Below are 26,085 nucleotides of genomic sequence, written 5' to 3' on the forward strand. Positions count from 1 at the left end.
GGCCCGCGCGGTTTGAAGCGGCAACTTGTGGCGCGCAGATCACGCCCGACGGAGTGGGCGCCGACTTATTCGCCGAGCAAAAACGAATAGCTCAACGTGGTTTGGCTGCCATCCCACTCTGGGAAGCTCGCGCCTTGCGTCGCCGCAACCACGCAATCGCCGGTTGGCGTGCCCGCAAAGGCACCCGACGCGGTCACCTTGGTCACCTTGCCCGATGGCATCACGGTCACGCGAACCGCGACGGTGCCAGCTTCCTTGTGTTTCTTGTAGCAACCGCTCGCGGCGGGCGAGACGGCGCCAAACGCCTTCTTAATATCGGAGCGCGAAAGCTCGGTGCGCTCGATCTTGCGCTGCTCTGCCTCGGCTTCGCGGTCGACGATGCCGGTGCGGCTGGAGGCATCGCTGAGCAGATCATCAATTGACTTGTCACCCGTCGACGTCGCCGCCTTCGGGGCGATCGCTGGTACCGCTGCCGGCGCGGCAACGACCTCCGCGGCCGCCGTCTTGGCGGCGAGCTTGCCCACTTTGTCCTTTGGCACCGAGGCCCCAACATCGATGAGCTGCTCTGGCGCTTGAACAACCGTTGTAGGGTCCGCGGCGGGAATCACGGCAGGCTCAAGCGCGGAAGGCGCTGCGATCGCGACCGCTTGGGCCACGGTTGTTTCCTTGGTCGTCGCAGCGATGGGCGCTTTGCCGGTCCCGATGGTAGCCCACAAGAGGCCACCGAGCGCTGCCGCGGCGAAAACGCCAGCAACCGTGAGCCATAACTTTTTGTTGTTGCCACCGGAAGCAGCACGCGTCGGCGGGTTTGACGCCACCGATGATCCAAACGAGCTAATCGCAGGCGACACCGCCATCTCGGCCGTTGCCGGTGCCGGGGCGGCGGGCCGCGTAATTGATTCGAACGAGGCCGAGGCGGCGCTTGCGTCGCTCACTGGCGCTGAGGCGACAAAAACTTGATCAACCTTGGTGCCTTGTGCACGCAGCGGAGGCTTGGCGGGCACGCTGCCTTTGGGCGCAAGCGCCACCGTATTTGGCGTCACGACCTGCACGCCAAGATCGGTCTTGCTGTTGGGCAGCGCAACGGCTTTGAACGAGGCCGAGGTGGACGCCAGCGAGGCGATTTCGGAATCACCTTGGCTCGTCGCACGGCGCGAACGCGCGCGCGCGGAGTTGGCCAATTCCTTTAGATCATGGAGCCCCGAAAACTCGTCGTCGTCGGCGGCGTCGGTGGTCGATGGTGGCGTCGAATTCGGCGTTGTGTCAGTTTGCATAGCTTATCCTCGGCGGCACGAAATCTAACGCCTACACCTAGGGGAGTACAAGACAAATTTTCAGTGTTCCCTGGCGTTTGGAGTTGCCAGGGCGTGCGGCGGGCGTGCGCTAAATTGGCTCGTCGCGCCGCGCCGCGGCCGCTACGCGCGCGGCAATCGCAAGGCCTTGCGGCGACTGCGCGACCTCAACTGGCAAGGCAGCGACGGCGCGCTGCAGCATCGCGTGGGATGCCTGCCGGCGCGCACGTTCGGCCTCTATGGCGCGACTTAGCTCGTCATAGAATTCCTGCAACCAATCACCACGCCGCAGCGGTGCCAGATGTGGCAGCTGGCCCCCCTCGATTTGCTCGAAATACGCCCCCATTTTGTGCAAGGGGCCGGCGAAGCGATGGGTGATAAATAAGACGTACAGCGCAAGCGCGACCGCCAACCCAAGGCCGGCGGCGACCATCTTGATTACTAGGGCGCGATCTCGCGAGGCCATCAAGGGCGCGTTTTGTTCACCAAGCGCCGAGTAGCTCGCATCGGTGAGCGCCATCTCGGCGATGTCGCGGTCGATCACTTCGCTGGCACGGCGCTCCTGCTGATAGATCAGGCCCCCAAGCAGGGTGGCGACCGCGACCGCGATCACGACGACAAACGCGATATAGCGCAATTGCAGGCCTCGATCGATGAGCAGCGAATTCATCCGGCGAACCGGCTTGCTCGCATGCATCGCCGGGGGCTGAGCACCCGTGGGTTCAGACATCTTTTAGCGCTCCCTCTTGCGCCGCGATCAACGCGTCGACTTCGTGGCGCACGGTCGGATCACTGGTGATCGTAGCGAGCTCGCGCGCTAATACAAGATCCTGTTTTTGATCTTCGATGACGCGTCGGTGCGCCGCACGAAAATGCTCGAACAACGCGACGAGTTGGTCGCCCTTGCGCAGGCCCCAAATCTTTTCGTAGGTCCCCGCCGACCAATGTCGCAAGTGGCCGGTCAACTTAAATAGTGGGCCCGCCACCTTGTGCGTCATCACAATCGAATAGCCTGCCATTAGCACCAGCAGCAACGCGCAGGCGCCTACGAGCGCGAGCAAGATGTTGCGCTGACCAGTCTTGAGGTCGGTGATCAGCGCGGTTTGCCGGCCAAGGCAGGCGCGATGTTGCTCGGGGGTAATGATCGCGGCCGGCACCGACCCTGCCGTTGGGGTCGCCTCCAGCACCTCGATCGAGCTTTCTGTCAGTACCACCTGGGAGCGGGCGTCCGGGGCTGCTGCTCGGGGTGCCTCCAACGTTGGGGCGTCGGGCACTAATGGCGCGGCCGGCGCAGGCGGCGCAGGCGGCGCGGTGGGCGTGGGCGTGGGCGTCGGCGTCGGCGTCGGCGTCGGCGTCGGCGTCGGACACATACCTTGCGCAGACAAGATCGCCACCGTCGTCGATTGGCGCGTCGATTTGTTTACCCAGTAGCCGAGCCCGCCAAGAACCAGCCCTACGAGCGTCACCATGAAGGCCGTGAGGCGAATCTGGTACCCGCGGTAAATCAGATAATTCTTCCAGCTCCGCTTATGCGTGCGCGCCGCCATTATTGGCCGCTCCTGGTTTTTATCGTGGGTATTACTTTGCGCGTCACCAGATCCTCCATCACCGCCACCACGCAGTCCGCACTCGCCGCCGCCGTGTCTCCCGCATCTGCTTGCACGCTGGCGCTGCCATTGAGAAAACCAAACATGCTCTTCTCCGGGTACGTGGCGATGAACATGCTTACCTTACACGTGACCGTGGCGGTTTTGCCACTTTGCTGCGATTTGAGCTCGACGACCGAGCCGCCGACGTGAAAGCCGCGCTGCGATTTGCTGAGCTTGACAGGCTTGGCCCCCACCGCCCCCAGCTCCCATGTGCTCGCCGTCTTGCCGAACGCCGCGCGCACGGACTTGTCCATCGCGGGGCGCATCGCCTTGTGTTCGGGGCCTGTGGTCATCTCGCCAATATCGATAAACACGCTGCCGCCACCGGCCCCTTGCGCCACCGGCACCGCGGCGAGCGCACGCTCGACCTGCTTGCGCACGCCCGCATCGGGATCGCTCTTGCGCTCGGTCAAGGCCGCGATCGCCCCGACCTTCGCGGCGTCGGCGAGGCCCAGCCGCAACAACTTGCCAAGGCCGGTCGCGGCGGCGCTGCGCACGCTCTTATCGCGATCGCCCAGCGCGGTGACGAGCGCCGTTGAAGCGCGCAAATCATTTAGCTTTGACAACGACAGCACGGCCGCCAACCTAACTTTGTAATCCGAATGTTCGAGCTGCCCTGCGAGATCAGCGATGACATCGGCGCGCGCGATGAGGGGCTGCACCATCACGAGGCACATCGCGCAAAACCCCGCTAGCAGGCACATACGACGCGAAAAAAGCCAACCCATCAACACGTCTGACGCGCGGCGCCTCCCGATCTTCATCTGTGTTTGCACGCGACTTTAACGGTACTACGACCCACATGTCGGCCTCACGGCGCCTCGCGGTATTTCGCGGCAAGCGCGACGTAGTGCGCGGCGCTCTCGCGGATCCACACCCGCTCCGTAGCCGTCACCTCGCGCTTTACGCGGGCCGGCGAGCCAACCACCAAGCTGCCGGGCGGGATCACCGTGCCTGGGGTTACGACGGCACCTGCACCAATGATGCAATGTGCGCCTATTACCGCGCGGTCGAGCAAGACGCTGCCCATGCCGATGATGCAATCGTCGCCAACGGTGCACGCGTGCACGATGGCGCCATGGCCAACGGTAACGCGGTTGCCCACGATCGTGCCGCTCACGCCGCCGGTTACATGTAGCACCGCGTTGTCCTGAATCGACGTTTCCTCGCCGATCTCGATCGCCATGACGTCGCCGCGCAGCACCGCCCCAAACCAAATCGACGAACCGCGACCAATTCTTACCTGCCCGATGACCGCGGCGGTTTCGGCGATATAGACATCGCTCGCGATTTGCGGCGCGCGCCCGTCAAATATTTTAATCATGTCATCATGTTATATAACACAATTGGTCAAGCGACGAGGGTCAGACCAGGGGATATCCTACATGTAAGCAAAAGTGAGTTTTTTGACTTCATTGCCTCACCCATGGGACGATTTTTACGTGAAATCAAATCGCACCGCTTTGCCGGTCCCCGCCCTCGCCAGTGACCGCCGGGTGCATATCCGCTTTGACAAGCTGTTTCCGGTCTTGCTCAGCAGCGAGCTGTTTGGCGACATGCCGGCCGTTGCCCGCAACGTGTCCAGCGGGGGCATTCTCGTCGAAGTGCCAACGCCGCTTCCGCTTGGCACCATCATGTCGGTGCATTTTCGCGATCCAGGCGCCGACGTTTTTGGTGGCGACGACGACCGCGACATGGTTGCGTTGGCCGAGGTCAAGCACCACTATTGCATCAACATTGGCGCCGAGCGTGCCGTGCGCGCCATGGGCCTTCGCTTTACCGATTTTTCGCTATCCCTGCGCTTTGGCGCGCGCCACGCGGCGATTCACTAGGCGGGAAAGGCAGCGCGAAAGACCACGCGCAAGGGGCTGCCACTTGAACGGGCGCGCGACTTCCGCTACACGCATAGCCATGGCGTCTCGCGTGGTGGCATGGGTAGTGATGTTCGCGGTCGGGTTCGCCGGCATGTTGGCGAGTGCCGCTAGCAACGTCGCGTCGCTGCCTTCGCCGGCACGCGCCCGGCAATTCTCGGTAGCCCAGCGCCGCGCCGCGCTCGCCGCCGTCGGCGCGATCGTGCCCGACGAAAAGGGCCGCTTTCCCGCCAAGCCAAACAAAGACGCCGACAAGCTCGATTGGCGCGCCGCCCTCGCCACCTCAAGCGACCCGGCCGCGCCAGAAATCATCGCCGACCTCACGTTAATGAGTGAGCTCGCCGCAAGCAAACAACAGGCCGCGGCGCAGGTGCTGCTGGAAATGGGCTTTGCCGCCGAGACGATGATCTACCGCGATCAGATTGGCCGCGAGCTGCGCGGCATGGCGCCCTATAGCCTCGTCGGGCTGATCGCGGGCACGAGCGCCGCTAACGCGGACATGGCGCGCTACGCCAGCTATCAGCTCGAGCGCCTCGATCGCCAAGATCCCAAGAAGGCCATCGCGGCGGCGGCGGTCGATCCCACCTTGCGCGCCTCGGTAATCCGCGCGCTGGGCACCTCTGGCAGTCGCGACGCCGTACCAGTTATTTGGGAGCTCACCAATAGCAACGACCCGATGGTACGCGAGGCCGCGCGCGAGGCGTGGATGGCCTATGTCGCTGGCCCCCCGCCGCGCCCCGCGCCCAAGCAATTTCTCAAGCTGCCCGGAGGCAAGCTGACCAAGCAAAAGCAGCCGCTGTGGCTCACCTACCGCGAATTGGCGACGATCGAGCTACATCGCGCAATCCAAGAAACGTTTGCGGAGGAGACGCCGAGCAAGGCGTCGCCCGAAGCGCTAACGCAGCGGTTGTTCGCACATTTCGACGCCGCCCGTACCGCTCGGCTTCAGGTCGAGGTCGACGCGTGGCTAGCAAAAGCCGCGGCGCCAGATGGTGCGCTGCAGGCCGCCGAACAGCTAGAAGCGTTGCTGGGCCAAGACAGCGGCTTGCAGGCGCCACCGGAGCTGGCGAACATTTATGCGGCGACGGCGCAGGGGCAAATGGAGGCGGCGAAATGGCCGCAGGCCGCCACCTATTTTGCCAAGGCGGCCGCGTTCACGACGGATGCCAGCAAGGTGGCGCGCTACCAAGCGGCGCATCACGTCGCGCTGGGCAAGGAACTCGAAGCCAGCGGCAATTCGGGCGAGCACGAGTATGCGCTCGCCATCAAGCTCGATCCAAGCTTTGCGCCTGCCAAGCGGGCGTACGCCAAGGCCACCGGCAAACCAAACTTGGCGATGCTGCTAGCGGGCATCGGCGTGCTGGGCGTCGGCCTTGTCATTTTTGTCCTCGGTTGGCGAGTGCGCAAGTGAGCACGGTGGCGACGGGGCGCCTCATCGTGCTCGAAGGCCTTGATGGCGCTGGTACCACGACGCAGGCCCATCGCCTCGTCGAAGCCCTGACCGCCGCAGGGCATCACGGCGTCTTTACCTGCCAGCCCAGTCGCGGCCCCATTGGCACGTTGCTGCGCGCCATGCTCGCCGGCGAACACGCGCAGCCACACGGCGACATTGATCAGCGCTGCTTTACCTTGCTGTTTGCCGCTGACAGGCTCGACCATTGGTCGCGTACCGTGGCACCGGCCCTGGCGCAAGGCGCCATCGTGGTCTCAGATCGATGGACCTATTCGTCGCTCGCCTATCAGGCCACCACGGTCGACGAGCCTTGGATTGCGCAGGCCAACGTCCATGCTGCCACGCCAGACTTGGTGATTTTTGTTCGCGTCGGTGCCGACGTCGCCGCGGCGAGGCGGCTGGCCGCCGGCCGCAGCCACGAGCTCTTTGATGACCTCGCCATGCAACGCGAGGTCGAGCGGCATTACGAAACGGTCATGGCGCGGGCGCAAGACGCTGGCGTAAGCGTAGCCATGCTCGATGGTGAGCGTCCGCTTGACGAGGTTACGGCCGCGGTTTGGCAGGCGGTTGCGCCGCTGCTCCCGGCGCCGCGGAAGTAGTTGTCGTTGTAGTGGTGGTTGTCGTTGTAGGCACCAACGGGGCGACAGGCGCCGGAGAAATCACGGGAGCCGCCGCGTCTACGATTTGGTAGTGCAGTTCGATGCGCTCGAGATTGCGCGCGAGCACGGCGCGAATTTCGGGCGCCGTATAGAGCGACTGCCAGATCGCCATGAGGTGCTCAGGCCGCTCGACAAACGTGCCATTGACCGACAGCAAGACGTCGCCTGGCAAGATGTCGAGATCGCTAAGCGGCGACGCCTCGCGACTTGGGAAAAAGCGCATCAAGCGCCAGCCGACAAGCGTCGGGCCGTCTGCCACGGGTGACACATCATGCGCCCGCAAAAACAGCGCGGGCCCTGCGCTCAGCACGCGCACGACCGCCTCGCGCGGCACGGATCCACCGCGCAATGAAACTCGCCCCGAGCCAAGTTCGGTGGGCAAGACGCGTTCCCTAGCCGGCGCCACGTCGATCGCTGGTCCCTGTGGGGACGTGGGCCGCGCAGCACAGGCCCCCACCGCCGCCATTGCCAGCAACATCGCGCAAGGGGCAAGCACCTGACCAGATTGTGGCAGCATCGCGCTAGCGTACAAAATCCTGGCGCCCTGGCAAGTTTTGCCGGCTTTTACGCACGGGCAGTTCGGACCACGGCGGACGTAGCTGAGGCCCTGCCGCCTAGGACAGCCCTCGCCGAGCCTGGGCAATTTGTAAATACGCCGTCAGGCCGCCAGGCGCCCAGCCGGTGCAGCGCTGCGGCATGATCAACTGTAAATACGTTGGCCGCCAGGCCAGCGCGCTGGATCGCCTTGATAGCCCCCTCGCTGAGCGTCGCGATGTTGGGATGAATTGCCACCGCGCCGAGCCGACGCGCCGTCGCCAGCGTGACCGAGGAAACCGCGCGATCGGTGAGCACGGCTAGCGCGAGTTGAGGCGCACGCTTAGCGACGGCTGCTAAGGCAGGGGACGAAAAACTCGACACGATGATCCGCAGCCGCGGGTGCCGCGCGATGATGCCGACGACCGCGGCCGCGAGCGCCGCAACATTGTGCGCCGGCTTGAGTTCCACGTTGACGGCGATATGACGACAAGCCTCAAGCGCCTGGTCCAGCGTAGGAATTCGATGATCGCCCACCAGCGAGACCCGCGCGATCTCTCGATACGGCATGTGCTCGATCGCGCCGGTGCGAAGCGCTAGGCGCTGCAAGGACGCGTCGTGAAAGACCATAACCTCGCCGCTCTTCGCGAGGCGAACGTCGAGCTCGACGCCATCTGCGCCCTCGGCAAGGGCGAGGTCAAAGGCGGCGATGGTATTTTCGGTGGCCGCGTTCGAAGCGCCGCGATGGGCCCAGATGGCGACGCGCGAGGGCGAGCGCCACGTGATTTGCTTAGTCGTCCCGGCCATGTGCCACTTATTCGCAAAAGGCGGCGTGCAGCGCGCGCACCAGATCATCGACATGCGCGCGATCGCACCACAGCGTGATGCGCAACGGCGACACGCTCACGGCATTGAGCGGCACGCCGCCCCCGACCGCCGTCTGCCGCGCCTTGTTGATGATCGCGGGGCTGTTGCCTATGCCCTGACCAACCATGGTCACGGCGCCTTCTTCGCCAAAGGCGACGCTGTCGCCGAGCACGTTGGCCAACCGCGTCTGCACCATCGCCCAATCCGGCACGTCGTCGATGGTAAACCAGCAGCGCAGCTCGCTGCCCTCGAGATCGAGGTGAGTTAAGGGAATGGATGAGGCCTCAAGGATTTGTAGACAGTGCTCGACGGCGGCACCGCCCGAGGCGCGCACGGACAACAAGGCGCGTTGACCCGTCACGCCCGCAACCTGGCGCTCGCGGTCAGGCGCAAAATCGATGCGCGTGCCACCGCCCACTTTATTGGTGGCGCGCGCGTAGAGCGCGATGCCCGATTGCCGCGCAAACTCGACGCTTTCGGCATGCAACACCTTGGCGCCTTGCGCCGCGAGCTCGAGCATCTCGTCATGGCTGATGGCCGCAAGCAAGGTTGCGGCGTCGACCACGCGCGGATCGGCCGAATAGACGCCGTCAACGTCCGAGCAAATTTCGCAATAATCGGCGCGCAAGGCGCCCGCCAATGCGACCGCGCTCGTGTCCGAGCCGCCGCGTCCCAGCGTGGTGATCTCGCGCTTGTACGATACCCCTTGAAAACCGGCGACGATCACCACCTTGCCGCGATCGAGCTCATCCTCGATGCGAAACGGCCGCACCTCAACGATGCGCGCGCCCGAATGGCGATCGTTGGTCATGATGCCGGCCTGTGACCCTGTAAACGAGATGCATTCGAGGCCGAGCTCCGCCACCGCCATCGAGAGCAGCGCCATCGATTCGCGTTCGCCGCACGTCAGCAGCATGTCGAGCTCGCGACGCGACGGCGAGGCGCTGATTTGCCGGGCCTTCTCGATGAGCTGGTTGGTCGTCTTGCCCATCGCCGACACCACGACCACGACTTTCTTGCCCTCGGCCTTGGTCGCCGCGATGCGCCGCGCCACCTGCTTGATTTTCTCGGCGTCCGCCACCGACGAACCCCCATACTTTTGAACGACGATTCCGGTTGGCAACATAGCGGCGCAATCTTATCGGCATTCGCGTAGCACCGCTACCGTGGACGTCGCCGATGCGCTAGATTGCACGGCGTGTCCGGCTCGCTGCTCCCGTCCGCCGACGCATCGCGACCGCACGCGAGCGCGCGCCTCTTCGTCGCGCTGTGCGTTGGGCTAACCCTCGCTTCGTTGTGCTATGTGCTGTGTGACGCCTACAAATGGCCACGCCTAACCTATTTCCCCTATGAAAATCAGTGGGCGTGGCGCCGCCAAGCGCCCAACGCTGCGCCGATGTTGTACGTCGGCATGATGCTGTGGGCGACGCTCGGATTTATCGCGGGCCTTGCCGCAACGTGGGTGTGGTTCTCGGCGCGGCGCGGTGCGCCCTCGCCGGCCGCGCAGCGCCTGTGGGGCGCCTGGGCCCTTACCTCGGTGGCGCTCGCAGGTTCCTACTTCTGGTGGAACCTGTGGCCGCTGCCGACGTAACGTAAGCGCAAAATTAGAGGTGGCACCCGGATTTGAACCGGGGAGTGGAAGTTTTGCAGACTTCTGCCTTACCAGCTTGGCTATGCCACCGAAGGCGTTTTTTTAACCCGCGCACGGCTCAATTGCAATGTCGCGCTCTGCGAAAGCGCGCCAAATCAAGAAGTGCCCCGGATGGCCTGAGGAGCTTGGACCCTAAGCGACATAAACGCCCACGCCGTCGCGACGACGTGATCAGGCAGATGCTGCACCCGGCCGGCAATATTGATCTCCGCGTGCGCCGCCACGGTGACGCGCCATAGGCCATCGGGCATCATCTCCGCCTCGGCCTCTGCGAAGCCGACATACCGTCCGACAAAGGGATCGATCGCCTTATAGGCGGCCTCTTTTAGCGCAAAAATCGTTTTCAGCGCGACTAGGCGCTGGCAAGGCTCTACCGGCAACGCCGCGCGCTCGCGCGGGGTTAGCACGCGCGCCTCAATTGGTTGCCGCGGCGGCGCGAGCAATTCGATATCGATGCCGAGGTGCCAACGCGGGACTGGCCCAAGGTTGGCGCGTTGAGCCCACGCAACCGCAACGTCGTGCTTGTGTGAGAGCGAGACCCGAAGCTCGTCCGCAACATGTGGCGCCCCGCGCTTATTTATCAACAGGTCGCCGGTGAAGCTCGCATCCAGACCACGGACGGCCTGGCGCAGGCAACTGCGCCCTAGCGCCCATTCGCGCGCGCGCCGCGGTGACATCGCCGCGGCCACCGCGAGCTCGGCGGGCGTCAGCGCGGCCATGAGGTCATCAGCGCTTGGCCCGCAAGCGATCGCTATGACGCCGCCAATTTCCTCCGGCGGCGCCAGCATGACGCTAGTCGTCCTGCGCGCGCGATGGCGCCGTGGCCACCGCGTCTGAATGCCGAACCTCCAAGGCCGCGCCTAGCTGGCGAAGTACCGCCACAAAGGAGGGAAACGACGTCGCCACGTTATCGCAATCGTCGATTGTCGTTGGGCCATCGGCGACCAGCGCGCCAATCGCTGCCGCCATCGCGATGCGATGATCGCCGTGGGCATGGATTTGTGCGGCGCGCAGCGGCGTGTCTGGCTGGCCCGTGATCACCATGCCGTCAGGCCGCTCTTCAACGTGCACGCCAAACGCGCGCAGCATGGCGCAGGTGGTGGCGATGCGATCAGATTCCTTGACGCGCAACTCTTCGGCGTCAGCGATCACGGTGGTGCCGGCCGCACGCGCCGCGAGCACCGCCAACACCGGAATTTCGTCGATCGCGCGCACGACGAGCTCCCCGCGCAGCGTCGCGCCATGAAGGCTTGCCGATTCGCCGTGCCCGACGCGCAGATCCGCCACGGGTTCGCCGCTGACATGGCGCAGGCCGTGACGTTCCACCTGGCCGCCCATCGCGGCGATCGCGTCGAGAAAGCCGATGCGCGTCGGATTGACGCAAATATCGGCACACGTCACGTCCGCGGCCCGAGCGATTAGCGCGGCGACGACAAAAAATGCCGACGCGGAAGGATCGCGCGGGACGTCGATGCGCGCCTGCGTCAGCGCACGCGACCAACCGCGTGTGTCCACGGTAATTACGCCGTCGCGGACGGCAATCGGGGCCCCCATGGCGGCAAGCATGCGCTCGGTGTGATCGCGCGTGGGCGCGTGCTCCACGATCGTTGTGACGCCCTCGGCGAACAAGGCCGCCAGCACCGCCGCGCTCTTGACCTGTGCTGAGGCGACCGTAAGGTCAAGCTGCGCCGCGCGCGGAGCCGCCTCGGGGCCGCCCACGACCAGTGGTGCAAAGAGGTCGCCGTTGCGAACCTCGCCATTCACCACACCACCCAGCGCGCGCACCGGCGTCGCCACACGTGCCATGGGGCGATTGCTCAGCGACGCATCGCCGATGAGCGTCGTCGCAAATGGCAAGCCGCCGAGCAAGCCTGCGAGCAGGCGCATCGTCGTGCCCGAATTGCCACAGTCGATCGTGCCAGGAGCCGTCAAGCGCGCCAGGCCAACCGGCGACACCACCATATCTTCGCCGACGCGCTCGATGGTGGCGCCGAGTTGAATCATGGCTTTGGCGGTGCGGCCATTGTCGGCGCCTTGGCCAAGCCCGGTCACGGTAACCGGCGCTTCACACAAGGCCGCAAACATCAGGGCGCGGTGCCCAATCGACTTATCACCCGGCACCAGCACGTTGCCAGCCAACGCGGGGCCAGGGCGCGCCGTCAGCGGCGTCACGACATACGTTTGCATCGGCAGACTGTAGCAAAGTTATGGCGTGCTCGGTACCGGCGTGGCGGCGGGAACACTTGGCGCCGCCGGTGGCGTTGGCATCGCCGCGGGCGCGGTCGTTGGCGCCTGGGCACTTGTTTTTACGGCGAGCTGCCATAGCGCCAATTGCTTGCGCATCGCGATCGCGACCTGGGTGAGCCGCCTCGGGCCCACCAGGATCACCATGATCACGTCCGCATCGCGTTGCCCCACTTTTGCCGAGGCCAGGGCCTTAGACAACATCAGGCCGCGCGCCCATGGCGCGGTGGCCATGGCAGCCGCGGCGGCTTGCAACGAGCTGACGAACGTCGACCGCGCGAGTTCATCGTCGATATGCGCATGCACCACCAAGGCCGCATCGTCGACGGCGTCAAACCAAAGCGCGACGTCGGTTGGCACGACCGAGGTGCCGAGAAATCCTTGCAAGTCGATCGCCGACGTCTTGGGCCAACGGCCCGTGGCGCGCATGATCGCGCCGGTCGCGCCGGCGGGCATCGGCGCTTGTCGCAACGCGCGAAACGCCGCGGGCAAGGTGCCTGGCGCCGTGGCGCGCGCGATCATCTCGCCGACCATGCCGTCGGGCCCGACCGCATAGATGCCTTCTGCGACCAAGATGCCGCCTGGTGGCGCCACCGAGCCTCGCGACAACGTCACCGTGCGTGCGGCAGGCGAGCCAATGTCGTAGGCGCCCACCACGAGCAGATCGGCGTCAAGCACGGGGTCAAAGGCCGCGCCAAGCCCTGGCGCCGTCAAGGCCTTCGAGGTGCCCACGCTTTTGAGCACCTCGGCGACCGTGCCCCACAAATCGCCAAGCAACGGATGCGCGCGCAGCCGCTTCATGTCGAACTCAATCACAAGTTGCGCGCCGGCCGGCAAGAGCGCAACCACGCGTTCATCAGCCGTCAGCGGCGCTGCGGCCGCCTCGCGCCGCGCCGCGGCCGGTGACTTGCGTGCGTGGCACGCCGACGCGAGGGCGACGACGCCGCATAGCGCGGCCATCCCCACCCGTATCGCCCACGGCCAAAGCACCTTACGACCCGACCACATCATGCACCGCCGCGATGACTCGTAAAACGTCTGAGGGAAGCGCGGCAGAAATTCGAATGCACGTTGGGAGCCCCCACGCCGCCATCGGCCTAACAATCACGCCTTTTTTAAGCAACGCCTGATAGATCGGCTCGGCGGGCCTGCCGAGATTCACCAACACGAAATTTGCGGCCGAACGATAGACCGTGCTGCCTGCGAGCTGCAGCTGATCGCGGTAGGCCTCGACCGCCTGCCGCGCGACGGCTTGTGAGCGCGCGACGAATTCTGTGTCGCCCAGCGCCGCCAAGGCCGCGGCCTGCGCCAACGTGCCGACGTGGAACGTGCGCGTGACGCGGCCGAGCAGTTCGATCACGCCAGGCGCGGCGATGGCATAACCGACCCGAAGTCCCGCCAGCCCATAGATCTTAGAGAACGTACGCAACACGACGACGCGGGGATCGCTGCGCAGGAGGGCAAGGCCATCCGCGCGTGAGAATTCCGGCCACGCCTGGGCGTATTCAAAATACGCCTCGTCGAGCACGAGCAGGCAATCGGCTGGCATGGCGGCGAGCACGCGCCGGGCCTCCGCATCGCTCACCACCGAGCCGGTGGGATTGTTCGGCGAGCCGAGCAAGATGAGCCGCGTGCGCGGCGTGATCGCGGCGATCAGCGCATCGGTGTCGAGCGCGAGATCAACGGTCGTTTTTGCGGCGACAAACTTTCTCCCGGCAACCTGCGCCGACAAGCGATATGACAAAATGCCGCGGCATGCGACAGCACTTCATGGTCGGGCTCGCACGTCGCGAGCACCAGCTGATAGAGCAAATCATTTGAACCGTTGCCCAGCGCCAGCCACGTCAAATCCACCCCGAGCATGCGCGCTAGGCCGCGGCGCAATTCCCACCCACCCGCGTCTGGATACAAATGCAAGCGGCTAACATGGTCGAGCAGTGCCGCCGTGGCGCGCGGCGAGGGGCCGAGGGGATTTTCATTCGACGCGACCTTGAGCACCCCCGAAATGCCGAGTTCGCGCTCCAGCTCTTCAATGGGCTTGCCAGGCTGGTAGGCCTCCAAATGCCGCACATGCACGGGCGCCACGATGCCGTGGGCCCCAGACCATGCTGACGTCGTCATCCGGCCACCGTAGCATTGCGCCAGCGTCCGGGCAGTGCCGCGGTCGCGCAAAATCCGTGCCGCGCCTTGCCAACCCGAGAGGGCTCGACCATAACGAGAAGAGGCGACGAGATGGCACAGGGCTTACCTTCACCGCAACGCACCCGCCCCCCCGGCGCGCACTTTTTGCGCACGCTCGCCCTCGCCTTAGTGATCGCCTCATGGATCCCGCAGGCGGCACACGCGGATGCCTTTGGCACCTACCTCGCGCAAGGCTGGCACTGGGCGTACCTGATGGCCTTCGTGTTCGGCGTGCTGACCTCGCTTACGCCTTGCGTCTATCCGATGATCCCAATCATCGTAGGCATTTTTGGCGCGCGCGGCGCCAACGTCAGCCGCCGCCGCGCCATGTTCGTTGCCACATGTTATGTCCTTGGCATTTGTGCCACCTACAGCGTGCTCGGCATCGTCGTCGCGCTGATCAGCATCAGCCAGGGTAGCCTCCTTGCTAGCCCCTGGGTCGTCATACCCATCGCCCTGCTCTACGTCGCGCTTGCGCTCTCGCTGTTTGGCGCCTTTGAGCTCAATCTCCCCGCGGGGTTGCAAGCAAAGCTCAATAACGTGGGGGGCGCTGGCCCGCTGGGCGCGTTCCTCATGGGCCTGGTGGGCGGCCTCACCGCCGCGCCGTGCACGGGCCCTTTTTTGGCGGGCATCTTGGGCTTTGTCTCGACGACCAAGAACGTGTTTGCCGGCGGTTCCTTGCTATTTGTCTATGCGCTGGGCATGGGCGTCCTGTTTTGGTTCATCGCCGTGTTTTCGATCGCGCTGCCCAAGAGCGGCCGCTGGATGGAATACGTGAAGTCGCTGGGCGGCATCATGTTGCTGGTTGCGGCGATCTATTTTGCGCGCACGCTGGTGCCGCTGGATCAGTGGATCAACGCGGATATGTCATGGTTGATCGCCGCCGCCATCATGATCGCGCTTGGCCTGCTGCTCGGCGCCGTCCACAAAAGCTTTGCCGAAGCGCCGCTGATCCGGCTGCGCAAGGCGGCCGGCATCTTGCTTGTAACGCTTGGCGCCACCATCGCCATGCAATGGACCTTGACGCCCAAGCAAAAGCTGCCCTGGCAATACGACGAGGCGGCTGCGTTCGCGGCGGCGCGCGCGCAGGGCAAGGGCGTGATGGTCGACTTCTCTGCGACGTGGTGCCTACCCTGCACCGAGCTCGAATTGGCGTTTGCGGCGCCAGAGGTCTACGCCGCGATCACCGACAATTTTATTACGCTCAAGTTCGACGTGACCAACGACACCGAAGCCGACCAAGAGCGCCAGACGCGCTATGGCGCTAAGGAGCTGCCGGCGGTGGTATTCGTCAGCACGAATGGTGTTGAACTCGCGCGTATTTCCGCCGCGATGTCGCCGGCAAACATCTTGCCCATCGTGCAGCGCGCCGCGCACATCGCGCCGCCAACCGCGGGCGCGGCTAAATCGCCTTAAACTTCCAGCCTAGCGTAACCAGCCCCTGCAGCTGCGACGCCGTGTAATGCGTCGTCATGTCGTTGGCGACGTCGCCATCGCCCGTCTTGAGATAATAGCCATAGGTAAATGGCACCGCGATGCCAAGGCGAAACCCTGCGCCCAGCTTAATGCCGAGCTCGGCCTTGGCCTCGCCAAAGGCCCCCTTGTCACTGACCTGGGCGGCATCGAGCGGCGGATTGACTTGCTGTCCGGTGCCCAGGCCAAGGCCACCGGCAATCCCCGCCGACGCGTACAACTTGTCACCGAGCGGCAGCTCAATATCAAACCCAAGTCCCGCCGCGGTCCATGTCGCCGTGCGATTGTCGCCGCGAAATTGATCGTGCGAGATCCAGACATCGAGAAACGCGACCTCAGCGCCGACGACGACGCCGGCGGTGTTGCGCGGCGCGTTCTCGGCAAACGCCTCGGTCTTGCGTTCGCCTGAGAGCCCTTTGCCTCGCGCAACCCCACCGTGCAACTCGAGCCGCACGCTCACCAGATCGGCCCAGGCCTCGCGCGCAGGCAACGTGGCCAGCACCGCAACCAGGCCGCACGCGAACATTAAAATCTTGCGACTAACCTGCCTCATATCCTAGTCCCCCACTCACTAGGCTAGCAGACCGCAAAGACCCGCTGCGAGCACGCGTTCGCGAATAATTTGGGCCCACTTACACCCACCCTTGCCAGGCACCTTGACCTTAAATAACTCGCACCCGTATAAGCGGCAGGTGGCAGCGATCACCATTGGTAGCCGAACTCGCTCGGTGGTGGCGCGTGCGATTGCGCCGCTGGCCGTCGTGGTAGCGATCGGCGCGCTCATCGCCGTCTTGTTCACCGAGGCGACGCGTTACAAGGTACCCGCCGTGCGCACGCCGGCGCCACGCACCCACATCGATGGCACCGGTGGCCTCGAGACCGTGCTCGGCAACAGTCGCCTCTATTATGCGGGTACGCTGCCGATTATTGACGGTGACGGCGAGCCCGTGGCCAGCGGCAGCCTCGAAGGCTACATCGTCGACGACATGCTCGCCACGCGCGCGCGCGGGCTCGCCGACGTGGCGGCGCGCAGCGAGCTCGCGCGTTCGTGGTTGGCATGGCTTAGCGCGCGGCGGTCGATCCCTTGGGCGATGCGCAATCTCGACGAGCAGCTCGCCGGCAACGAACGGCTCTTCCTGGCGTCGATCGCAACAGCGATCGCACAGCGGACGAACGACGATCGCGATGATATCTATGGCGATCTAGTGCGCAGCCAGTTCGCGCTTGACCACGGGACGGTGACCGCTGAAAGCCTCCAGGCGCCTAGCAAATGGATCGCGCGTTCGCTCACCGCGATCAAGAAGACGAGTTCATCTACGCTGCTGGCTACGCAATTGGCATATCCCGGCCTGCCGGATGGTGGCCACGCGTGGCGTCCGCTGGTCCGCTTGGTGAGGCCCTCGATCGGGTATCCCTATGTCGAGCTTGCCACGCCTGGGCTCGTGGGCGGCGTCGCCGGCGCTAATCGCGAGGGCCTCTTTGTCGTGCTGCACGTCGCGCGTATCCGCGCTCGCGGCCGCGAGGTGGGCCGGCCCTCGACGACCTTGCTTCGCCAGGTCTTGCAAACGGCGGGTTCCATCGATGATGCCTGGCGCATCGTCTCGGGGGCCGAGGGCACAACGGCCTTGGCGCTCGTGGTCTACGATACGCGCAGTGCCCGCATTGGACTATTTGAACGCGCCCGCGGCCGCAGCGAATGGGTCAAGCGCGCCGAAGGCCCCGTCTACGGCGATGGCCTGATTGGCTCGCTGCGCGATGATAGCGACAATGACCGCGGCTTTCGCGTGTTTCCCGTTGCCGCGCGCCAGCAACGCATGGCCGCGCTGCTTGCCGACAATTTTGAAGATGCCAAAGCATTCGCGCAGCGGCTGTCAGACCGCGCGGGCGTCGACAAGCAACCCCTGCCCGCGGGTCACCGCGCCGCGGTCTATGACCCCGAGGCCTGGCTTAGCGTGGTTTTCGACCCGGGCAGCATGATGCTGTGGGTTGCCGAGGACGCATCGCGCGGGCGATGGCATGGCATTGAGGTGCCGACGATGCGCGACGCGGTGGTCGCGGCAGCCGCGATGCCCGCGGCCGCGCACGGCTTTGAGTTACCACCGGTTGCGGAGGCACGGCTGGTGCGCGTCGCGTTGGCCGCGGTTAGGCGCGCGCGCGCGATGTATCCCCGGCACCCAGCGGCGGCGCGGCTCGTGGCCGATCAAGCGTTGCGCTTGGCACCCAAGGTGCCGGCCGTGCTCGAGACCTGCCTCGCCGTCGCGGATCGCGCCCAACGCGACGTCGCCGACGCGTTGCTGCTGCGCTGGGAGTTGTCGCGTCCTGACAATCTGGAAGCGCTGGAACAAACGCGCGCGCTAGTGGCACACCCGTAGCGGCCGCAGGAAACGCTCAGACGCGGCCTACTTGTTATTTAAATAGGACGGCGGCGGCTATGGCGGCCGAGACCAGCACGAGCAAAAATACCGCCAGCCCCCACGATCGCTTGGGCGCCAGCACAATGGCCTCAGTTGGTGGGAGATACGCGCGCGGCGCGATGTTGGGCGCGGCTGCCCTTGGCGCTGGGGCAGGCGCCGAACCAAACGCCGCGGCAGTTGGCGCCGCCGCAACCGGGGGCGCTACGGGCGCTGGGGCATGGGCCTGCGCGAGCAAGGCATCGATCGCCGCCGCGAGCGCATCGACGTCGGCAAAGCGTCCGTCGCGATCCTTGGCGATCATCGTCAGCACCAGGCGATCGACTGCGGCGGGGATGCCGGCGCTTGGATTGGCCACCGACGGCGCGACCGGCGTTTCTTTAAGCTGCGCCGTAATCAGTTGCGCTGGCCCTTTGGCGTTGGGAAACGGCAAGCGGCCTGTCATCAGCTCAAAGGAGACGACGCCCAGCGCGTAAACGTCGCTGCGCCCGTCCAGTTGCTTGCCCATGAGCTGTTCGGGTGACATGTATTCGAGCGTCCCCAGCGTCTGCCCGGTCGCGGTCAATTGCGGCGAGCCGATCTGATTGTTTTCGCCGCGCAGCACCTTGGCGATGCCAAAGTCGAGCACCTTGACGAATTCGGGCTGGCCCGGCCGTTGTTCAAGTTGAATATTTTCAGGCTTGAGGTCGCGGTGCACGACGCCTAGCGCGTGCGCCTCGCTCAGCGAGCTGCAGATCTGGCGCAAAATTGTCAGCATGCGGCGCCACGGCACGGGCGCATCTTTCTCGAACACATCTTGCAGATTGCGGCCGCTAAGCAGCTCCATGGCGATGTACATCGTGCCGTCGCTGGTGCGGTCAAAATCGTACGTGGTGATCGTGTGCGCGTCGCGCAAGTTGCAAAGCACCTGGCCTTCGCGTTCGAAGCGAGCCACCAGATTTTCGTCGTGCGAGAGGCCCGGTTGCAGCACCTTGATCGCGACCTGGCGGCCACTGGCCAATTGAACGCCGCGATACACCGCGCCAAAACCGCCTTCGCCGAGCTTGGCGTCAATACGAAACCGACCGTTAAGCGTCACACCCAAAAATGGATCCGCGGGCGGCGCTGAGCGTCCGCTCATCTGCCGAAGCTGCGGTGGCAGCGACCCAGCGGGTGGACCGCTTAGGCTCGGCGGGCGGGCGGGCTGAGCGTGCGCAAGCGGAATGGGCGACCGCGCCGGCGCGGCTGGGCTAGGCGCCGATCTCGCGGCGCCCATGGGTGAAGCGGCCGCCACTGGCGGGCCAACCTCGGGGCGTTGGTCTGTGCCGCAATTGGGGCAAAACCTTGCTCCCGGCTCCAGCACAAGCCGGCATTTCCAACACGCCATGCCAACATTGTTACTGATGCGGGGCCCGTGTGCAGCACGGCCGCAGGCTTTTTTGCGTCAATATAGGTGCTTATGCGAGCAGTTCCACACGCAAAAGCTGATCGCCCAAGCGCAAGTGTGCGACGGCTGGAATAAGCCACGGCGATTGAATGCGCACGTAGCTGCCGTTTGAGCTCCCGAGATCGACGAGCTCACCGCCGCGCTCCCATGGCCGCAACATCGCGTGGCGACGCGACATAAAGGGATCGTCAGGGAAGACGATGGCGCCTTCCTCGCGGCCGATGACCACCTCCGCGCCATGGAGATACCTCACATCTCCTACCGGCCCCGCCATCGTCACCTGCTGCAGGCGGCCCCATGGCCTGCGAGGCGGCGACCCAAACAGCAGCACCTGCTGCACGAGCGCGGGCGCTTGCAAGAGGTCACCATCGACCTCTTCAAAGCGCATGACCTCGCGACCGAGCAGCAGCATCGCGCCGGGAAGCAAGCGTTCAACGCCTTGCACGCGGCGATACACCCCATTGACGGCATCCAGCGGCAGCAAAAAGACGCCCTCCCTTCGGCGTTCAAGACGCGCGTGCTGCGGCGCCAAAAACTTGTCGTCTGCAAAGCGGAGATCGGCGTCCACGCGACCGATCGTCACGACGTCAGCCGCAAGCATCGTCACGTCGCCATCGCTGCCATCGCGGTGAACGAGCACAATGCGTCCCCACGCGGCGGCACCCGCACGCGCACCCAGCGGCTCCTGCACGCGTTGGGCGGCGGCAGCCCGCGGGATCTTGAAGCCACATTGCTGACAAAACATGGTCGTCGCCAAGGCAAGCGCATGGCACTTCGGGCAAGCCGATGCAATCGCCGGCGGAGGCTCGGCCAGCCGCGCGGTCAACGCATAGCCGCACGTGCTGCAAAATCGGGCGCCACGTGGGTTTAGCGCGTTGCAGCCTGCGCAAGGCAACCCTTTTTCGGCGTTTGGCGTCTCGTGATTTATGGGCCCCACGGCCACGCCTATCGCACGCCCACAACGCCAGCAATTGACCGCACCTACCACGGCCGCCGCGCCGCACGCCTGACAATCCATCCGCCCAAATATACCGCACGCACCATCCAACGCGCGACCCCTACATGTTAAGACCCTGCACGCGTATGGCTCCCTTTCTTGCTTGGTTCACCCGCGGCGTGCCGCGCCCTTGGATGGCCGCAGGGCTCGCCCTCGTAATAGGCACCCTTGGCGGCTGCCAGCACCGCGGTGTGAGCCTGCCAGCACCGTTTCGGCTTTCGCCGGGGCAGACCGTCGCAGGCAGCCTGGCGGGCCCCTTTACCGGCAAGGTCCTGGATGCCAGCACCGACGAACCCATTTCTGGAGCGCTCGTCCAGGTAACGTGGGAATTTGCCTCCGGCGGGTTTAGCGAACCGGCGGGGAGTCAAACCAGCGTCGTTTCGAGCGATGCGGCGGGTGACTATCAAATCGCCGCGATCAACGTACCTCGCGGCAAGCGCCTAGTTGACGCCGTGTTGGTCGTTTATAAGCGTGGCTATGTCGCCTATCGCAGCGACCGCCGCTTTGAAGATTTTGGATCTCGCCGCGATTTTGTGCAGACGGGCTTAGCGGTCGCGTTGACGCGATGGAACGATCGGTACTCGCATGCGCGCCATGTTCGCTACCTCGGCGGCGGCGAGGCGCTCACGGCGTTGTCGCGCTGGGAATTTGAGGCCGCCGCGATGGAACTTTCGGGGAAGCGCGTCGTCGATGGCACGGCGCTCGCCGCGGGTGCACGCGCGTTCGCCGGCACGCTGGTCATCGCCGCGCAGCTGATCGCAGAAGCCGACATCAAGACGGCAACCGGCTTTGACGGCACCTTCGAAACCGGCCCGCTTGAAGACGAGCCTGACACCGAGATTTATTCCTCGCAGCATTTCCAAGCCGTCGGCAGGCCCGATCGCTACGACCTTGCGATCCGCCAATGGCGCTTTGCCGGACCTGAAGCCGCCGCTTTTTACCTCGAACTCAAGACTCGCCTCAAGGGCACGGAATTGACCGGGCTAGCGTCGCAAGCCTTCTCTGCCACTGAAGGCGATATCGCAGGCGCGGGCTTTCTCGACGCAAGCCGCGGCCTGGTCGTGCTGCTCACCTGCGGCAATGCACTTTGTGTCGACGGCTCGGCGGTCGCAGCGCTGGCGGAACTCGCTCACCAACGCATCGTCAAGGCCTTGCCAATCGCGGCATCGGGCCAGGGAGTTCTGCCATGAAACGCACCGCACGCTCGATCGCAGGCCTCGCGGCCCTGGGCCTCGCCATGTCGCTTGCCGACAAGGCCTCGGCCTGGGAAGCTGCGACGCACGCGGGCATTGCCGAAGAGGCCGCGCTGCATAGCGAGCTGCACAGCCAGCTCGTCGCCACCGGGTGGGACGCGGGCCTCTACACGACGCTCGCCATTGCCGATTCGGCTCAGCCCGCGCTGATCGCGATGATTCGCCGCATCTCGCCGTCGCTTGGCGTTTTTCTCGACGCTAAAGGCGCAGCCCCTGCCCTCAGCTGGCTCGTCGCGGGAGCTATTATCGCCGACATCGGCAGCGCCCAGCATCATTTCCATGGCCCAGGTTGGTCGCTAAGCCGCTTCGCTGCGCGCCTCTCGGGCATGCCTTCGCATGGCATCAGCGCGATTGACTGGATCTCACAAGATAGCGTGCTTGGGGAGCAGGCCTTTTATGCGCAGCTCGGCGCGTCGGTCACCGCCAGCAGTCCGGCGCAACGAGGCCAGCATCTCGCGGCGGCGTTACTGGCTGCCGGAGCAATCACTCATCTGATCGCTGACATGGGTTCGCCATCGCACGCCAAGGGCGATGCCGAGTCCCATACCGAGGCGCTCGCGGCTCCTGGCGATCGCACCAACCGGCTCGAACGCGTCGCGACGCTTGCGTTTGGCCGTTTGGGCGTGCCCTCGCCCGCGGGGAGCGTCGAAGTCTTTTCGCTACGCCGCCTGATTGAGCAACAAAGCACCGGGACGGGGATCGCGGCGATCACCGCCCGCACTTGGTATTCCGAAAATACGCTGCCACGCAACCAGCACGACACGTTGGCCACGCCACGGTTGCCTTCGCAGTTGTCACTCATGGCCGCGAGCCAAGAAACCGGCACGACCCTGCGCAACAGCGATGGCGTCTGCCTCGCACATTATCGCCTCGCCGTCGGTCGCGTCACCTTCTGGCTCGACGATGCATGCAGGCTTGAACAGGTGCGCGCCATCCTGCCGCTGGTTTCAACCTACGCGCGCGGTGCGCTACAATTTCTATTTCGCGGCCGCCTCCACGTGACGGCCATGAGCAACGGCGCGCTCATCGGCAATCAGGGCGTCGCCCTCGGTGCGGGCACGATCGAGGTCTATAGCCAATCGAGCGCGGGCGTGCGTGCACGCATGGGCAGCGTTACGATCAAGGCCCTGGACGCCGAGGCCGAACTTGAGATGCCGCTAGCTGCCAGCGGCACGGCGTATGCGGCGATCTTTGTCGGCGTCGACGCAAACGGCCAACCCGTAACGGCCACGGGCGCGGTCGCGGCGCCATAGAGTTGCATGGCCAAATCATCTGGCAGCCATCCGCTTGCCGAGGCGCGCGCCAGCGCCTGGGATAACATCGCCGACAAGCTAGACCGAGCTCCCGGTGGCCTGCATCAGCTTGCCGAGCCAACCGTCGACGTGCCGCTTGACTGGCCGAGCAGCCTCGTCGAACTCTACCTGGTGTTTGGCGGCGGCGAGCTCTTTTTGGCCGAACTCATCATCTTACCGCCGAGCGCGGTTACGCGCGATGCGCCGGGCTGGCGCTTTGCCAGCATCGGCGACGACACCATATGGGTAACGGGCAAGAACACCATCTTGCGCGGCGAGGCAAGCGACGACGGCGGCGGCACCCCGATGCTCGACGGCACACGCCTCGACCGCTGGCTCCACGGCATCATCGACGCGCTTGCGCTGCTCTTTGACGTCAAGGGCGAGTACGTCGACTGGCTCGACCAGGCGCCCGATGCCCCGATGGCGCGCGCCCAACTAAAGCGCGACCCCAAGGCGCCGGGCCCGCGGCTGCGGCTCGCGCGCGCCTTGCTTGCGGCCGGCGACGCCGAAAAGGCTCGCGATGAATTTGAAGACGTGCTGGCCGCGTTGCCCGAAAACATCGATGCGTGGCTCGATCTCGCGCACACCAGCGAACTGCTTGGCGACGTCGCGGGCGCCTATGAGGAGGCCGTCACCGCGGCCACCGTGTCGCCGAACTCGCCGCAATGCGCCCACGCGTGGGCCGTCGCCGCACGGCTTGCGCTTGCCGCCGGCCGCGACGCCGATCATCAGACCGCAGCAGAGCGGTTCGCACTGACTCCGCAAGGGGGAAGCACGCTCGCCGAAATCATCGACACCGGCCACCACGCCCTGACCGCGGCCGAAATCCCAACGGCGCAGTACCAACTTGAGATGGCCCTCGCCGTGGCGCCAGATGCGCCCGAGGTAGTCGCGTTTGCGCGTGCCGTCGCAAGCGCCGTGGCATCCGAAAACTAGTGGGTGGCGTGTCTGCGCTGACCGGCAGGTGGGCGCACGTGTCTTCCTGCTCGCAGATAGCGACCCTCCGGGGCGCAGCGAGACGGCTGTGGTATCCACCCCCCTCCGCGGCACGACCACCACCCTGCAATCTATGCTCGCGGAAGAAACGTGCGCCACCTGCCGGTAGGTCTTTGCGCCGGGGAAGTACAGCGCAGAAGCGGTGCGCGACACATGTTCGGATCAGAGCGTTTCGCGAAGGCACACGGGCGCCAAACGTAGACACGCGGTTCCTCCTGAGCGCAAGGCGTCGTGAGCAGAGCGAACAGCTGTAGCTCTGAGACGAAGCATGTGGTCGCGCGCCGCTGACCACCGCCCCGATGAGACTTACTCGAGGATCGCGGGCTCGGCATTTTCGGCCGGCGCGATTTCGTCCACGCCTTGGCGCGCGACGACCTCGACCCGCTTGTAGTGCGCCGGGGCCGCGGCCTGCTCCGCCTCGGTCATGATGCGCCACTGCAATTGGCCCAGGCGCTCGATCTCGGCCAGCGCGTTGTAGCCGCCGATAAACTGCCCCCGCAGGTACACGTATGGCACTGTGTATTGCTTGGTGTCGGCCTCGAGCCTCGCCTTAAGCAGCGCCTGGGCATCGTCGGTTAGATCGACATACGCTGTGTCGACTTGCTGATTCTTAAGCAAATCGAGCGCGCGCTGCGTCCACGGGCACGTCGTGCGGCCAAAGACTTGGGCGGCCTGCTGCGGCTCACCTAGCGGTGGCAGCGCGTTGGTGGCGACGGCGGACCGCTGTGGTTCAACGAAGGCCGCCTCGACGGGCGCTGCCGCCTCAGAGCGCCTGCGCTGCGCCCGCCACTTCGCCAAGGCCTCGGCCACACGTCCGCCCCGCCGCAGCAACTCATCTCGCAGATCGCCGCCCTTCTCATCGGCCAGCTCAAAGGCGGCGATGGCGCGCTGTTTTAGTGCCTCAAGCCTTGGTCTCATGCGCGCCAAACTAGTGGCGGCCGCCGCCAGACACAAGGGCTCTTCCCCATAAGTAGGGGCACGGGCGCCTCCCGGGAGAGAATTCTCCCTGGTGGTGTGAAAGAAAGGGGGCGCCCGTGCCCAAGAGCGACGTTATCTTAGATGTGCCTGATTTGGAAATTGAGCGCGCGGAAGGCGGTACGCCGCTGGTGCTGTATGTGCGGTGTACCGCGCCGCCGCGGTGCCCGGCGTGCGGGCAATGCGGCGCGCACCGCAGAAAGAACGCCGACAGCGCCGGTTGCCAGCACGTCGACGGGGCATCGCCACATGTGGCTGGTGGTGACGGTACATAAGTGGCGCTGCGCGTGCGGCCGCTATTTTCATACGCGGCTGCCTGGCATCTTGCCGCACCAGCGCATCACGGAAGCGTTTCGCACCGAGGTGACCGATAAGCACGAACATGGCATCTCGCTGTCGCACCTGCGCGAGCGCTATCGGCGGAGCTGGTCGACGATGGAGCGCTGGGTGCATCGCGTGCTGGCCAAGAAGGTCTCACCAGCAGGGCCGACCGGCCGCGGTGCTGGGCATCGACGAGCATTTCTTCTCGCGCAAGCATGGGTTTGCCACGACCCTGGTGGACCTGCAGACCCACCGGGTCTTCGACGTGGTGCAGGGTCGCTCAGAAGCAGCGCTACGGCCGTATTTGACGCGGTTGGCGGGCAAAGAGCGCACGGCGGTGGTGCTAATGGATTTGGCCGAATCGTATCGCTCGCTGGTGCGCCAGCACTTCCCTCGCGCGCTCATTGTCGCGGACCGCTTCCATGTCATCCGCCTGGTGAATCACGCTATGCTCGACAGCTGGCGCCAGCTCGATCCGGTCGGGCGTCGCCATCGCGGCCTGGTGTCGCTCTTGCGCCGTCATCCCGAAAACCTGCG

General features: G+C 65.1%; 26 protein-coding genes and 1 tRNA gene (1 of these 27 cut by a window edge). 9 read left to right on the forward strand and 18 right to left on the reverse strand.

Translation table 11 applies throughout. The features are described 5' to 3' along the window. Nucleotides 1-65: 65 nt before the first annotated feature. The 5 genes from IPL79_05490 to IPL79_05510 all read right to left on the reverse strand — a co-directional run bounded on the left by IPL79_05490 (nt 66) and on the right by IPL79_05510 (nt 4,265). Entirely contained in the window at nt 66-1,274 is a 1,209-nt protein-coding gene (locus IPL79_05490) for a hypothetical protein (protein ID MBK9070440.1), read from the reverse strand. 109 nt (nt 1,275-1,383) lie between these two features. After that, a complete protein-coding gene (locus IPL79_05495; GenBank protein ID MBK9070441.1) occupies nt 1,384-2,022 on the reverse strand; it encodes a hypothetical protein in 639 nt (212 codons plus the stop codon). Then, entirely contained in the window at nt 2,015-2,839 is an 825-nt protein-coding gene (locus IPL79_05500; GenBank protein ID MBK9070442.1) for a hypothetical protein, read from the reverse strand. Before IPL79_05500 ends, IPL79_05495 begins: the two co-directional genes overlap by 8 nt. After that, complete coding sequence (locus IPL79_05505; GenBank protein ID MBK9070443.1) at nt 2,839-3,609, reverse strand: HEAT repeat domain-containing protein; 771 nt, start codon at nt 3,607-3,609, stop codon at nt 2,839-2,841. Before IPL79_05505 ends, IPL79_05500 begins: the two co-directional genes overlap by 1 nt. Nucleotides 3,610-3,752: 143 nt before the next feature. Beyond that, complete coding sequence (locus IPL79_05510; GenBank protein ID MBK9070444.1) at nt 3,753-4,265, reverse strand: gamma carbonic anhydrase family protein; 513 nt, start codon at nt 4,263-4,265, stop codon at nt 3,753-3,755. 118 nt (nt 4,266-4,383) lie between these two features. Between IPL79_05510 and IPL79_05515 the strand changes: the two genes are divergently transcribed. Further along, nucleotides 4,384-4,773 (forward strand): PilZ domain-containing protein, encoded by a 390-nt coding sequence (locus IPL79_05515; protein ID MBK9070445.1) that lies wholly within the window; start codon nt 4,384-4,386, stop codon nt 4,771-4,773. Nucleotides 4,774-5,925: 1,152 nt separating this feature from the next. After that, nucleotides 5,926-6,864, forward strand: a complete 939-nt coding sequence (gene tmk, locus IPL79_05520; protein ID MBK9070446.1) for a dTMP kinase — start codon at nt 5,926-5,928, stop codon at nt 6,862-6,864. On the opposite strand, the gene IPL79_05525 is transcribed toward tmk, so the two are convergent. From IPL79_05525 to IPL79_05535, 3 genes are read right to left on the reverse strand one after another with little or no spacing between them, the layout of a single operon-like run. Beyond that, entirely contained in the window at nt 6,809-7,441 is a 633-nt protein-coding gene (locus IPL79_05525; protein ID MBK9070447.1) for a hypothetical protein, read from the reverse strand. The genes tmk and IPL79_05525 overlap by 56 nt on opposite strands. 47 nt (nt 7,442-7,488) lie before the next feature. Then, nucleotides 7,489-8,265 carry a hypothetical protein gene (locus IPL79_05530; GenBank protein MBK9070448.1) on the reverse strand — a complete coding sequence of 259 codons (777 nt, stop codon included), beginning with the start codon at nt 8,263-8,265 and terminating at the stop codon, nt 7,489-7,491. Nucleotides 8,266-8,272: 7 nt separating this feature from the next. Continuing rightward, entirely contained in the window at nt 8,273-9,451 is a 1,179-nt protein-coding gene (locus IPL79_05535) for an aspartate kinase (GenBank protein MBK9070449.1), read from the reverse strand. 72 nt (nt 9,452-9,523) lie between these two features. Here IPL79_05535 and IPL79_05540 point away from each other — a divergent pair, with 72 nt between their 5' ends. Next, nucleotides 9,524-9,916, forward strand: coding sequence for a hypothetical protein (locus IPL79_05540; protein ID MBK9070450.1), 393 nt, complete (start codon nt 9,524-9,526; stop codon nt 9,914-9,916). A 17-nt stretch (nt 9,917-9,933) separates the two neighbouring features. Here the strand turns inward: IPL79_05540 and IPL79_05545 are convergent. The 6 genes from IPL79_05545 to IPL79_05570 form a co-directional block, all read right to left on the reverse strand. After that, a tRNA-Cys gene (locus IPL79_05545) sits at nt 9,934-10,006 on the reverse strand. A gap of 65 nt (nt 10,007-10,071) precedes the next feature. After that, entirely contained in the window at nt 10,072-10,764 is a 693-nt protein-coding gene (locus tag IPL79_05550) for a 4'-phosphopantetheinyl transferase superfamily protein (GenBank protein MBK9070451.1), read from the reverse strand. A gap of 4 nt (nt 10,765-10,768) precedes the next feature. Continuing rightward, on the reverse strand, nt 10,769-12,163 hold the full coding sequence (gene aroA / locus IPL79_05555; GenBank protein ID MBK9070452.1) for a 3-phosphoshikimate 1-carboxyvinyltransferase: 1,395 nt from the start codon (nt 12,161-12,163) through the stop codon (nt 10,769-10,771). Between the two features lie 18 nt (nt 12,164-12,181). Next, nucleotides 12,182-13,180 carry a hypothetical protein gene (locus tag IPL79_05560; protein ID MBK9070453.1) on the reverse strand — a complete coding sequence of 333 codons (999 nt, stop codon included), beginning with the start codon at nt 13,178-13,180 and terminating at the stop codon, nt 12,182-12,184. A 31-nt stretch (nt 13,181-13,211) separates the two neighbouring features. Further along, the gene (locus tag IPL79_05565; GenBank protein MBK9070454.1) at nt 13,212-13,952 is read right to left on the reverse strand and encodes an aminotransferase class I/II-fold pyridoxal phosphate-dependent enzyme; all 741 of its coding nucleotides are present in this window, start codon (nt 13,950-13,952) and stop codon (nt 13,212-13,214) included. After that, nucleotides 13,874-14,341 carry a hypothetical protein gene (locus IPL79_05570; protein MBK9070455.1) on the reverse strand — a complete coding sequence of 156 codons (468 nt, stop codon included), beginning with the start codon at nt 14,339-14,341 and terminating at the stop codon, nt 13,874-13,876. The genes IPL79_05565 and IPL79_05570 overlap by 79 nt, the downstream gene beginning before the upstream one ends. 111 nt (nt 14,342-14,452) lie before the next feature. Here IPL79_05570 and IPL79_05575 point away from each other — a divergent pair, with 111 nt between their 5' ends. Next, on the forward strand, nt 14,453-15,817 hold the full coding sequence (locus IPL79_05575) for a thioredoxin family protein (protein ID MBK9070456.1): 1,365 nt from the start codon (nt 14,453-14,455) through the stop codon (nt 15,815-15,817). Here the strand turns inward: IPL79_05575 and IPL79_05580 are convergent. Then, nucleotides 15,804-16,427 carry a hypothetical protein gene (locus IPL79_05580; protein MBK9070457.1) on the reverse strand — a complete coding sequence of 208 codons (624 nt, stop codon included), beginning with the start codon at nt 16,425-16,427 and terminating at the stop codon, nt 15,804-15,806. The genes IPL79_05575 and IPL79_05580 overlap by 14 nt on opposite strands. A gap of 139 nt (nt 16,428-16,566) precedes the next feature. Between IPL79_05580 and IPL79_05585 the strand changes: the two genes are divergently transcribed. Then, the gene (locus tag IPL79_05585; protein ID MBK9070458.1) at nt 16,567-18,246 is read left to right on the forward strand and encodes a hypothetical protein; all 1,680 of its coding nucleotides are present in this window, start codon (nt 16,567-16,569) and stop codon (nt 18,244-18,246) included. A gap of 34 nt (nt 18,247-18,280) precedes the next feature. Here the strand turns inward: IPL79_05585 and IPL79_05590 are convergent, their stop codons facing one another. Then, nucleotides 18,281-19,405 carry a serine/threonine protein kinase gene (locus IPL79_05590; protein MBK9070459.1) on the reverse strand — a complete coding sequence of 375 codons (1,125 nt, stop codon included), beginning with the start codon at nt 19,403-19,405 and terminating at the stop codon, nt 18,281-18,283. Between the two features lie 316 nt (nt 19,406-19,721). Next, entirely contained in the window at nt 19,722-20,648 is a 927-nt protein-coding gene (locus IPL79_05595) for an FHA domain-containing protein (protein MBK9070460.1), read from the reverse strand. 146 nt (nt 20,649-20,794) lie between these two features. Here IPL79_05595 and IPL79_05600 point away from each other — a divergent pair, with 146 nt between their 5' ends. Genes IPL79_05600 through IPL79_05610 form a run of 3 tightly spaced genes read left to right on the forward strand, consistent with a single transcriptional unit; the run spans nt 20,795 to nt 24,192 of the window. After that, the gene (locus tag IPL79_05600) at nt 20,795-21,898 is read left to right on the forward strand and encodes a hypothetical protein (protein ID MBK9070461.1); all 1,104 of its coding nucleotides are present in this window, start codon (nt 20,795-20,797) and stop codon (nt 21,896-21,898) included. Then, on the forward strand, nt 21,895-23,214 hold the full coding sequence (locus IPL79_05605; protein MBK9070462.1) for a hypothetical protein: 1,320 nt from the start codon (nt 21,895-21,897) through the stop codon (nt 23,212-23,214). Before IPL79_05600 ends, IPL79_05605 begins: the two co-directional genes overlap by 4 nt. Nucleotides 23,215-23,220: 6 nt before the next feature. Next, nucleotides 23,221-24,192 carry a tetratricopeptide repeat protein gene (locus tag IPL79_05610; GenBank protein ID MBK9070463.1) on the forward strand — a complete coding sequence of 324 codons (972 nt, stop codon included), beginning with the start codon at nt 23,221-23,223 and terminating at the stop codon, nt 24,190-24,192. A gap of 366 nt (nt 24,193-24,558) precedes the next feature. Here IPL79_05610 and IPL79_05615 read toward each other — a convergent pair whose 3' ends face one another. Further along, nucleotides 24,559-25,170 (reverse strand): glutaredoxin, encoded by a 612-nt coding sequence (locus IPL79_05615; GenBank protein ID MBK9070464.1) that lies wholly within the window; start codon nt 25,168-25,170, stop codon nt 24,559-24,561. A 556-nt stretch (nt 25,171-25,726) separates the two neighbouring features. Between IPL79_05615 and IPL79_05620 the strand changes: the two genes are divergently transcribed. After that, a protein-coding gene (locus tag IPL79_05620) for an ISL3 family transposase (protein MBK9070465.1) crosses the window boundary here: on the forward strand, nt 25,727-26,085 show its 5' portion. Its footprint extends 373 nt past the window's final position; only the first 359 of its 732 coding nucleotides appear in the window; it begins with the start codon at nt 25,727-25,729; the stop codon falls past the right edge of the window.

It is taken from the genome of Myxococcales bacterium (genome assembly GCA_016716835.1).
Classification (GTDB): Bacteria; Myxococcota_A; Polyangia; order Haliangiales; family Haliangiaceae; genus JADJUW01.

What these genes read in the sequence shown, in the direction of transcription:
- IPL79_05490 (MBK9070440.1), bottom strand. Translation starts at nt 1,274, where the DNA reads ATGCAAACTGACACAACGCCGAATTCGACGCCACCATCGACCACCGAC.
- IPL79_05495 (MBK9070441.1), bottom strand. Translation starts at nt 2,022, where the DNA reads ATGTCTGAACCCACGGGTGCTCAGCCCCCGGCGATGCATGCGAGCAAG.
- IPL79_05500 (MBK9070442.1), bottom strand. Translation starts at nt 2,839, where the DNA reads ATGGCGGCGCGCACGCATAAGCGGAGCTGGAAGAATTATCTGATTTAC.
- IPL79_05510 (MBK9070444.1), bottom strand. Translation starts at nt 4,265, where the DNA reads ATGATTAAAATATTTGACGGGCGCGCGCCGCAAATCGCGAGCGATGTC.
- tmk (MBK9070446.1), top strand. Translation starts at nt 5,926, where the DNA reads ATGGCCGCAGGCCGCCACCTATTTTGCCAAGGCGGCCGCGTTCACGAC.
- IPL79_05525 (MBK9070447.1), bottom strand. Translation starts at nt 7,441, where the DNA reads ATGCTGCCACAATCTGGTCAGGTGCTTGCCCCTTGCGCGATGTTGCTG.
- IPL79_05530 (MBK9070448.1), bottom strand. Translation starts at nt 8,265, where the DNA reads ATGGCCGGGACGACTAAGCAAATCACGTGGCGCTCGCCCTCGCGCGTC.
- IPL79_05535 (MBK9070449.1), bottom strand. Translation starts at nt 9,451, where the DNA reads ATGTTGCCAACCGGAATCGTCGTTCAAAAGTATGGGGGTTCGTCGGTG.
- IPL79_05550 (MBK9070451.1), bottom strand. Translation starts at nt 10,764, where the DNA reads ATGCTGGCGCCGCCGGAGGAAATTGGCGGCGTCATAGCGATCGCTTGC.
- aroA (MBK9070452.1), bottom strand. Translation starts at nt 12,163, where the DNA reads ATGCAAACGTATGTCGTGACGCCGCTGACGGCGCGCCCTGGCCCCGCG.
- IPL79_05560 (MBK9070453.1), bottom strand. Translation starts at nt 13,180, where the DNA reads ATGGCCGCGCTATGCGGCGTCGTCGCCCTCGCGTCGGCGTGCCACGCA.
- IPL79_05570 (MBK9070455.1), bottom strand. Translation starts at nt 14,341, where the DNA reads ATGACGACGTCAGCATGGTCTGGGGCCCACGGCATCGTGGCGCCCGTG.
- IPL79_05575 (MBK9070456.1), top strand. Translation starts at nt 14,453, where the DNA reads ATGGCACAGGGCTTACCTTCACCGCAACGCACCCGCCCCCCCGGCGCG.
- IPL79_05580 (MBK9070457.1), bottom strand. Translation starts at nt 16,427, where the DNA reads ATGAGGCAGGTTAGTCGCAAGATTTTAATGTTCGCGTGCGGCCTGGTT.
- IPL79_05590 (MBK9070459.1), bottom strand. Translation starts at nt 19,405, where the DNA reads ATGAGCGGACGCTCAGCGCCGCCCGCGGATCCATTTTTGGGTGTGACG.
- IPL79_05600 (MBK9070461.1), top strand. Translation starts at nt 20,795, where the DNA reads ATGGCTCCCTTTCTTGCTTGGTTCACCCGCGGCGTGCCGCGCCCTTGG.
- IPL79_05605 (MBK9070462.1), top strand. Translation starts at nt 21,895, where the DNA reads ATGAAACGCACCGCACGCTCGATCGCAGGCCTCGCGGCCCTGGGCCTC.
- IPL79_05610 (MBK9070463.1), top strand. Translation starts at nt 23,221, where the DNA reads ATGGCCAAATCATCTGGCAGCCATCCGCTTGCCGAGGCGCGCGCCAGC.
- IPL79_05615 (MBK9070464.1), bottom strand. Translation starts at nt 25,170, where the DNA reads ATGAGACCAAGGCTTGAGGCACTAAAACAGCGCGCCATCGCCGCCTTT.